The 8,281-nt window shown below is 40.5% G+C and carries 6 protein-coding genes; all 6 read right to left on the reverse strand.

The features are described 5' to 3' along the window. On the reverse strand, positions 1–1,037 hold a 1,037-nt coding region (locus ACT3SX_RS12255; RefSeq protein ID WP_444519111.1), incomplete at its 3' end, for an HpcH/HpaI aldolase/citrate lyase family protein. A 248-nt stretch (positions 1,038–1,285) separates the two neighbouring features. Beyond that, entirely contained in the window at positions 1,286–2,455 is a 1,170-nt protein-coding gene (locus ACT3SX_RS12260) for a cysteine protease StiP domain-containing protein (protein ID WP_192520324.1), read from the reverse strand. 13 nt (positions 2,456–2,468) lie between these two features. Beyond that, on the reverse strand, positions 2,469–3,302 hold the full coding sequence (locus ACT3SX_RS12265) for an HAD hydrolase family protein (RefSeq protein ID WP_225739283.1): 834 nt from the start codon (positions 3,300–3,302) through the stop codon (positions 2,469–2,471). 895 nt (positions 3,303–4,197) lie between these two features. Continuing rightward, positions 4,198–5,478, reverse strand: coding sequence for a phosphoribosyltransferase domain-containing protein (locus tag ACT3SX_RS12270; RefSeq protein ID WP_192520323.1), 1,281 nt, complete (start codon positions 5,476–5,478; stop codon positions 4,198–4,200). After that, the gene (locus ACT3SX_RS12275; RefSeq protein ID WP_192520322.1) at positions 5,471–6,799 is read right to left on the reverse strand and encodes an NYN domain-containing protein; all 1,329 of its coding nucleotides are present in this window, start codon (positions 6,797–6,799) and stop codon (positions 5,471–5,473) included. The genes ACT3SX_RS12270 and ACT3SX_RS12275 overlap by 8 nt, the downstream gene beginning before the upstream one ends. Positions 6,800–6,862: 63 nt before the next feature. Beyond that, positions 6,863–8,095 carry a trypsin-like peptidase domain-containing protein gene (locus ACT3SX_RS12280; RefSeq protein ID WP_192520321.1) on the reverse strand — a complete coding sequence of 411 codons (1,233 nt, stop codon included), beginning with the start codon at positions 8,093–8,095 and terminating at the stop codon, positions 6,863–6,865. Positions 8,096–8,281: the final 186 nt, after the last annotated feature.

Genomic DNA, 8,281 nt, shown 5'->3' on the forward strand with positions numbered 1-8,281 from the left:
CTATCATCAAGAATCCCAAACACTTTTGCTCGATCCACTATTTCCGTTGCCCAAGCACGATGCGTGGCCGGCTCTAGCATGGTGTTGTTGTATTTAAATACGGCTTTGGCCTCGCTATGAAGTATCGCTTGTGCCTCATCTAAAATGCTTAGTGGCACACAATAGGCCTGCTGTACCAAGGCGATTTGGCTCGGGTGAATAACGGTTTTTCCGACCAGCCCTAAGCTTACATCACGGGTCAGCTCTTGCATAAACAGCGTTGGCTGATCTAAGTATTCAAACACGGGCGCGGTTAGATAAAAGCCATGTGGCACAAAACAGCCAAGTAGCTGATAGGCTAGGGTGCCGATGGGTGTGTCATAGACAATGCTGTGTTTAGGACGCCTGAGACGTAGCGCTGCAAACAAATCATTGCCACCGATACGCAGGGCAAGTATGGGTTGACTAAAGGCTTCTTTAAAGCCGATGGCGAGTTCTTGATTGTGGTGTGGATTGAATAATGCGGCAGTTTCAAGCGTAGGCATCAATAATTGATCGGTGCTGAGGTTCTGGCAGGCCATACGCCAGTTGGATAAGCTGTACATATCAACTTTTGGCATGACGAAACCATCAATTAGCTCAATATGAGCATAGTCCGCCAGCTGCTGTAGCATCATCGGATTGCGTGGACGTATAAATACCAATGGTCGAGTCGGATGTTGCGTTTTGAGATCCGTTTTTCTCGATGGGTTATGGATGGTATCGACATGCATGGCCCATGTATCGAGCAGCGACTGTAAGCGCTCAAGTGCTAGATCGACGTCACTATGGCTGACAGCATCCTCTAAACAAATAATAATACTATTGATTGTTGGTAATTTATCACGCTTGATGACTTGCCATATATCTTGACGAGTGGCAGGCATATAGAGACTGGCACCAAGTTGATAAGGGTGATAGGTGTGCGGCTTAACCATCGCATGACGCTCAGTAAATAAATGCGCATAAGACTGGCTATGGTGATAAAGATGTGACTCGTAATTTGGTGTATCTGACATAATTGGCATCATCAATAGTGATAAATAAGTGGTTATAAAAAGCAGGATATATTATCAAGCGAGTTGACTCAAAGATCGTTACTTAACAGCAATGTCTATTTATAAGCGTCTGTTTATAAGTGCTTATTGGTATAGTCGATTCAATTCAAAAGTAGTACTAGGCAACCGAGTGTAGACGTATATCCAATACTTCAAGCGAGACGCTGTAATAATCTTATAATGGAATGGCTATAAATGTTGAACATGTGCTAGCTATCTTTGGTGCGTTGCTTGATCAGTGTGATAGCTTGATAAGGCAGTATTTTATCACCTAATACACTGATAGCGATATCTCGCTGTGCACATAAATGTCTGAGCAGTATCGTATCAGGATGTTTGGCAGTTGCCAGTAAGATACGTTCAGGATCACGGCGTAATATGGCTCTGGTTGCTTCTGCGATTGTTGGTTTTATACGATTGCGATTGGTAATAGCATAATCTGCTGCGATCGTATTAATTACGTCAGCGGTTTGGTAGCGGGGTTGTGGGTAGAGTGGCAAACATTGTAAGGGTTTGTTCAGTGCACGACGTGCCGCATCGATTTGATCGACAAAGGCCAAGCTACGATCTGATTCTATCAAGTTATCATAAAAAACACTGCGATGTAATCCTAATTGTGGATCGGTATATAGGCTGCGTGATATGAGTCCCGATACAGTACTGTTTAGCAGTCCTGATGGAATTAACCAATCCTCTTCACTAGCAGAGAGCCAAGCGACACCAGCTGGGTCAGCTAAGGTTAATAATGGAATGACGTTAGCACCATGATGAAAAATATTGGTAAAGTTTGAATGGTCATGGTCGCTAAACACTTTGAGGCTACTAGCAAGCTCTTGATAAATGGCGCCTTTGCCCGTCCAGCCATCGACAAACACGATAGGGCTATTTGGGTAAGCCTCTAGTATCATTTGTAGTGCTACTGGATCAAGGCCACGATCACGAATGATGCTAATGCCATAATGCACGCTTGGCAGCGAGTAGCTACTCTCAGTATCTGACAATGCGCGTTGTAACAGTACTCCAATTGGCAAACCTGCGCGTACTAAGCTGACCAATACTAACGGGCGCTCAGTATGAACGGTCTGCCTAAAAGTGTCTTGTAATGTATGAGCCAAATTCGCAACGTCAGTGGCGGTTCTATTTGTGCCTTGCTCTAATGCTTGACGATATAGTTGCTCATGCATCGCTGTGGGCGCACTCTCTAACGTCAACATATCGGAATAATGACGCTGACCACTTTGGATAAGTGCTTCTTTTTGACTGACGGGCACATCCGCCACAGCCTCTTTATCGACGATATCGAGTAGCACCGTGACATCACTGGCAAGGTAGCTGCCTGAACCGTAATGATTTGGTTTTTTTATATTAGGGTTAGTCATAGAGGTTGTTTTCTCATATCAGATTGTCATGTAATTGACCGTGATTGGGCATGCCATACCAGTCAAGCAACTGTAAAAATGGCAAATCAGCCAAACTATCACCAAAGCCAAAACTGGGTCGCTGACTGTCTAAATGATTGTCTAGTAAGAATTGTACTGCATGATGCTTATGAACTGCATGCGGTAGTATTGCTAGGTTATTAGCATTTACATGCACATAAAAATCTTGATCAAAATTACGTATTAACGTAGGTAGTGTATTAGCTAACTCTATTAGTGCTTGGTGGTCTTTTTGCGCGTGCTTAATAGCCAAATAAATGATCAACTCTTCATTGACAGAACCATTATGAAAACTGTCGATATGTGGTGTAAATACGAGTTGACTACCATCATTTTTGCTGTAATTGGTAAAGACTTGGCTCAGCTGATTCAATTTATTTTGCAATGGTGCAAGCTGTTCATACATGTGCTGTTGCCAAGTGCTCAATAAGTAACCTTCAGGGCTTAAAATAACGGCACCATGTGTCAGTACTTGCCAACTATCAAACGGTAGCTTAACACGCTTGATTTCATGCCGATCACGGGCAGTGACTACGATGAGCTCGGTACTAACGAGCAGCCAATTAAAAAAAACTGATTGACGCTGGCTCATCATGCTTAATGGTTCACCTTGTTTGTTTACGGTAGCACAAACCAAACTATCAGGTTCGGTGGTTGGTAACTCCCATGCATCAATTTTACGCTGGGTTTGAAAAAGGGTGTCGTCTAAATCCATAAGCGCATAAGGTTTAGTAATATCTAAACTTGATTGAAAAAATGGCATTTTCCCTTTGTGATTAGAATTCATAACAGTCTCTATATTAGGGTGCTTTTATTTGTATGTAAGATGGGTTTAGCTTTACTATTATTTAAGTATTTTTAATCAATTAAATATCTTTATAAAATAGCTGTTAATTCTTCAAATCAAATATAAAAATTCATAATAATACTGGCTGTTGTTTGACAGTGATTAATATGAAATTTTCATTAAATACTTAAGTCGTAATTTTATATTTTTCTCTAATTCTTAGAGAGTTTGTTTATATTGTTTTTTCATATTGTTTAGGGTGTCAAGAATAGCTTTTTTTGGGCCTGTGTTCTTTTTAAGATAAAAACGCTGTACAGTAGAGTTGGTTAAGAAATAAATGTTTTTCAGACTAAAAAAGGTGCTTTTGGTAGTACATATAAAGGTTATAATTAGGGCATGTCCTCAATTCAATCGATAGTTATCTAAATGGGTTAAAAATAGCTAAATCTTGCCAAACGGCGTCAAATAGCTGACTAATATCTCGATATTATCTGCTCTATTTTCCTTGTTTGACGGCAATTTATCTCATTTTTATCACCATTTTTAAAATGAGGACACGCCCTAGTTAATATTCACTTGTATGTAAATAATAATGATAATATTTATTATTTGCATTTCATGTTTATTGTCATGGCTACAACTATAATCTGATTAGGGTGTGTCCGCATCCTAAAGATGCTAATAAAAAGATTTAAATTGTCATCAAATCAGTAAAGCAATACTGACAATATTGAAATATTAGCTAGGGCGTGTTTGATATTCACAAATAGGGACTACCATGGCTAAAGGATCAAACACACCTTAGGTGTTTAAATATTTTAGACTCTTTAGACGAAAGTTGAAGGACTGGAGGACACACGCCAGATTAACAGTGGTTTTGATATCGACCAATATTTCAGATAACTTTTATATCGGAGCCCACCACCAACACATTATGCAAACTTTGCCACATGTCATCGACACTATCAGTCGATGTTTCTACGCACAATATAATCAAATCCCAGTCGCTAGGCTCAACATTGTAGGCAAAGTTGGTCATTCCAAGTCCGTAATTGTCGCTAAAACTCAACATGGTAGCAATCGCACCGCCCAAAGCAATGGGTGAGCGTGTCAAAGCGCTGAAGTTCACTATGGCTGTTGTTTCAGAGTCTTGAAATTGGGCTTCTATCCATTCTGCCAATAAAAATGGCAGCCACACAAACTCATTGCTACCTAACACCAAAATTCGCTGTGGCAATTGTTCTTTATTAAACTGTGTCTGTCCGCTAAAACTGGTAAAGGCTGTTTTAAATCTAGCCAAATAACGATCAAACCCGTCTGTGCTGTCAAGAGTCGGGAAACGTCCCCAATTGCCAGTGTTGCCTAGCGATTGACTACCAGCGTCAGTGGTATCAACTGATGGCATGGTAATGGGCTTAGGGTTGGGCGCATCCGTCCATTTCCAATCACCAGATAATAAGTGATGACGATGAAAGTCAATATTAGGTAAGCGTTGAGCGATAGTATCATCTGTATCCACTTGTCCTAATGACCAGTCCACTAGCGTGGTTAGGTGGACCTGTTTTAATTGACTCAGCCCAGCATTACGTAGAGCGGTGACAACGTTCACGCAGGTGTTGCCTGTTGAGGCTTCATCATCGACCATAATGAGGGTCTTACTAGAGAGTAATTGTTCTTGTGTCGCTTGATCTGCACTTTGATAAATCAAATGCTGGCTGGCATGACTGTGGTCTTCACTAAAAGTGGTGAGTAACGTTTCACTATTATCATCATTGTGCTGCGCATGACGGGTAGAGTTCAATAATAAAGCATTAGGATAACGCATTTGCAATGCTTGATGCACACCTGCCGATAGCCCAACGGCAGTCTCTGCCATGCCAACAACTAGAATGGGCTTAGGTAAATCGCTAGGTACTAAGTTTGCCAAGTCGGTGAAAGCACTACGCATGCTATTAGGTGCTACTGGGATATGCCGACCTAAGACTTTTGAGACAAATAAAAACGCACGTTTTGGGTTAATACGTTGGGCAAACCCAAGTAAGTCTTCTAATTGATAAGTCGTGTTGCTTCCTGATACATCATTCATCTGATAAGTTAGATCAAGCGTGCCGCGGGGTAGGTTGATGCTACGTTCGTACACATCATTAGGTATTACATTATATTTATTGCTAGTCATCACTGAGTTCTATTCCATATTTTTCGCAAAGATAACGTAGGTCGCCATCTATATTCTGATGTTTTGGTGAAAACTGCCATTGATCATTGCTTCGATTCAATGTGAATAACAGTAAGCTTTTTCCTGATTTGTTTTGAATATCAAACTCACCAGAAAATAATAAAGTGTCTTTTTGCTTATCGCTGATGCTTAATTCAATAAGTGCTTGATTTGTATCAGTAGTTAAGCTTTCAAGCTCACTTGATAATATAATATTCAGTTGCTCGATAGTAGAGGGTTGAGCGCCCAAATCACAACTGAATTCAGATATTGAGATATCCTCATCGAGCTGCTGATCTAGCTCGATGGTGCCATCTTCACTATGTGTCTGTCCATAAAATATCATATCCTCATCACCACGGACTTTAGTTTTTTCATTGACTCTAAATAAGACAGCGTCAACAGTAGGAGCTGTCGTTATTTTTACGATGATAGGGACTGCAGGGAATAGGTTTAAGCTAGGTTTAGTAGCCATTGATTTACCAGCAGACATCGGTGCTAGGGGTTTCTTATTAATAGTTGTAGCGTTTTTTTGTGTCTTTAGCTTTGCCCACATGCCATTAGACTGTCGTCTTATATCGTATAAACGTAGAGCAATAATTAAATCAGAAAATTTTGCATAGCCATATTTATCGAGTTTAATATTGTCGTAGTTTTGGCTAATTTGACTGGCAATATGAGATAGATTTGACCAACCATTATGGTCATTGGGGTTGTCTTGAATGATTTTGTTTAGTGCGCTAATCAAGTGGGTTTGTGTCTGCAGCTGTTTAGTGGTCCATGGTTTTGATGAACTCTTAGATGTTTTGTTAGACGAGAGATTGTTTTGACTTACAGTGTGTTGTTTCAATAAATCTTCTACATAAAAGAAGGTATCACAGGCCTGTGAAAAAGCACTGACGGTATTGCGCTTGCCAAAGCCAAAAACTTTTACATGGTTTTTGCGAATACGTAGTGCTAATGAAGTAAAGTCGCTATCACTCGAGATTAGACAGAACCCGTCATAAACACCACTGTGCAGCAGATCCATTGCTTCAATGACCATACCAATGTCAGTCGCATTTTTGCCTTTTACATAGGCAAATTGCTGCATGGGATCGATGGCATATTTGAGTAGGGCTTCTTGCCAACTTTGAATATGAGCGTTTCCCCAATCACCATAGATTTTTTTACAAGTAATATGACCGATTTTCTCTATTTCTTTTAATATCTGGCCGATATTTTTCGCCGATGCGTTATCTGCATCTATGAGTACAGCGATACTTCTGAGCTTAACTGACATTTATATTCCTTAACACACTTTCTTTAATTGGTTCTTCTTGTTTTTTGATTATCTTGATGTTTTTTAGCCCTGACATCCAACCAACCATAATGCCCCGCGGCTATTTTTGCTCAATTGTGGTGTGGTTAGCGGTAGCAACTTATTAAGCGATGAGTCTGACAAGTTATCTAACTCAATACCTGCGCTTGCGAGTAACGCAGATAGCAACTGAAATTTCACTGCATAGTTCATATTTTGCGCATGCTCATGAACGAGACTTGATGTTACCATGCCAACGACTTCGCCAGTAGGTAGTAGTAGAGGGCTGCCGCTAGAGCCAGGTTGAATGGGCGCAGTAAATTGCATATAGCGAATATCATCGCCAAACCCTGTCAAACTAGAGATACAGCCTTGTGTTACTTGCAATTGACTACTAAGTCCTGACAGCGGGAACCCCAACGTAGTGATAGTCTCACCCAAATTATCACTACATTGTTGTGCGAGCGGCAAATAGCTAGTTAAAGGTTCACTCACTTTAATAATCGCTGAATCGCTACCGATATCACTGAGTACCACTTGCGCTTCACGGTCTGGCTGTCCCTGCTGTCGTATGCCAATCATAGCCGCCGACTCAATTACATGATAGCAAGTTAAGAGGTGATATGGGTCAATGGCAAATGCCGTACCAGTCCATGTTTCACCAGCTTGTACTTGACGCGGTGTTCGTGTCTCATTATTCGGCTGAGTTCGCTGCTGCTGCTGAGCTGCCTGAATGAGCGCATGTGTATCTGGCGGGCGGGTATCAAGGCTGATTTGTACTCTATGCTCTAAGCTTGCCAAGCCTTGAGAAGAGCTTTCACCCAGCGCCCGACATTTAAACTGATCATTGCGTCGATATATCTCTAATACAATCGCTGCTTTTGTATGGCGCTCGTTGGCTGTGAAATCATAAGTGATGGAACCTTCATTCAGTATTAGACTGATATCAGTCAGTTCAACTGTTGGTAGGTTTAGACTTGTTTCTTGATAGGTATAGGCAATCAATTGCAAAAAGCTAACGCCTTGTGTATCAAACAAACTGGATAAATCTAATTGCCAAATATTTTGATTATCAGCATTGTTTAGTTTAGCCCAGTCTTTAGGTTCGTGAAGGTAAGCAGGACTACAAGCCGCTTTACGGTGTTCATCTAAAGGCAGCCATATTAATCCAATATGCTCTCCAAATTTAAGGTTGTTTTTTGTAGAAAAAGCCACCGAACAATAAGATTGCGTGATAACGGTATTTGCTCCTAATACTAACGCGGTCTGTGTTGTCATGGTCTGCCTCTAATTGAGTAAATTACAAATCATTATAGACAGTTTTTAGGTAGCTATTTGAATAACTATGCAGTCATTTTAAAAAAAGCGATATTTGCTTATTACAGTAGTTTTTGTCAGAAAACTGGAATAGAATGATTTGTATATCATTGTAATAATAAACTAAAAGTCCCTATTTTTTCTATG

The sequence above is a fragment of the Psychrobacter sp. AOP31-B2-9 genome (assembly GCF_052378005.1).
In the GTDB taxonomy this organism is placed as follows: domain Bacteria; phylum Pseudomonadota; class Gammaproteobacteria; order Pseudomonadales; family Moraxellaceae; genus Psychrobacter.

Coding starts and splice junctions, on each gene's coding strand:
- ACT3SX_RS12260 (WP_192520324.1), bottom strand. CDS start 2,455: ATGACTAACCCTAATATAAAAAAACCAAATCATTACGGTTCAGGCAGC.
- ACT3SX_RS12265 (WP_225739283.1), bottom strand. CDS start 3,302: ATGAATTCTAATCACAAAGGGAAAATGCCATTTTTTCAATCAAGTTTA.
- ACT3SX_RS12270 (WP_192520323.1), bottom strand. CDS start 5,478: ATGACTAGCAATAAATATAATGTAATACCTAATGATGTGTACGAACGT.
- ACT3SX_RS12275 (WP_192520322.1), bottom strand. CDS start 6,799: ATGTCAGTTAAGCTCAGAAGTATCGCTGTACTCATAGATGCAGATAAC.
- ACT3SX_RS12280 (WP_192520321.1), bottom strand. CDS start 8,095: ATGACAACACAGACCGCGTTAGTATTAGGAGCAAATACCGTTATCACG.